The organism is Pseudomonas sp. 2822-17, from assembly GCF_002742485.1.
GTDB classification, from domain to species: Bacteria; Pseudomonadota; Gammaproteobacteria; order Pseudomonadales; family Pseudomonadaceae; genus Aquipseudomonas; species Aquipseudomonas cyclaminis.
Genome location: NZ_LJRZ01000769.1, coordinates 1 through 267, shown reverse-complemented (window position 1 = coordinate 267; position 267 = coordinate 1). Strand labels below are relative to the sequence as shown.

1 pseudogene is annotated in these 267 nt (G+C 37.1%); it reads right to left on the bottom strand.

The annotated features are described in order from the left end of the window. Positions 1–267 (bottom strand): annotated as a pseudogene (locus AOA60_RS28290) (hypothetical protein); the annotation flags it as partial.

Here is a 267-nt window from a genome sequence, read left to right as displayed (position 1 = left end):
ACATCCTTCAAATCTGCAAAGAGTTTTTTCTGAATGGCTTCCCTCAGTCTTTCATGTGAGTTGTAATCAAATTTCTTCCCTTTACGAGCATATGCAGAAATTCGTATTAATATCTCCTCACGGAACGCTTTTTTCGCATTTTCAGAGATTCCAATTTGTTCTTCTATGGAACGCATTAGTTTCTCATCCGGATTCATCTCATCTCCAGTAAGTGGATCTCGTAGTTTATTCTTATTACAATAGGCCTCCACATTATCGAGATAGTTA